Annotated in this window: 1 protein-coding gene; it reads left to right on the plus strand. The window is 50.7% G+C overall.

The features are described 5' to 3' along the window. Positions 1-544 (plus strand): DctP family TRAP transporter solute-binding subunit (locus AC1DRJ_RS32035; protein ID WP_477805619.1); only part of this gene is annotated, 544 nt, incomplete at both ends.

Here is a 544-nt window from a genome sequence, read left to right on the forward strand (position 1 = left end):
GTTGGATAGTAAAGGCCTGGTTGGCTTAGGCTATTGGGATCTGGGTTTTCGCCAGTTGACCAACAACAAACATGCGGTGACCAAGATGGAGGACATGCAGGGTCTGAAGATCCGCGTGATCCAGTCGCCAATCTACTTGGAAACCTTCTCCGCCCTGGGCGCAAACCCAGTGCCGATGGCATTCCCTGAGGTGTATACCGGTCTTGAGCAAAACACCATCGACGGTCAGGAAAACCCCTTCACCGTCATTGAGAGCAATAAGTTTTTTGAAGTACAAAAATATGTATCGGTGACTGGCCATATCTTCAACCCGCAGTCGCTGATTATTAGTCAGAAGACTTGGAATGCTTTAAATAACGATGAGAAGGCGCTGATTCGCGAAGCGGCTGCCGAAGCGCAGAAGTTCCAACGCGAAGTAACGGCTGCCAGCATGGACAAGGCGCGCGTTACTCTCGAAGGCAAGGTTGCGGTCAATGATATTTCGCCTGAGGAAAAGGATCGTTTCCGCGCACGCGTACAGCCCGTTATAGATAAGTTCTCCAAG

Source organism: Pseudomonas sp. P5_B2, from assembly GCF_056400445.1.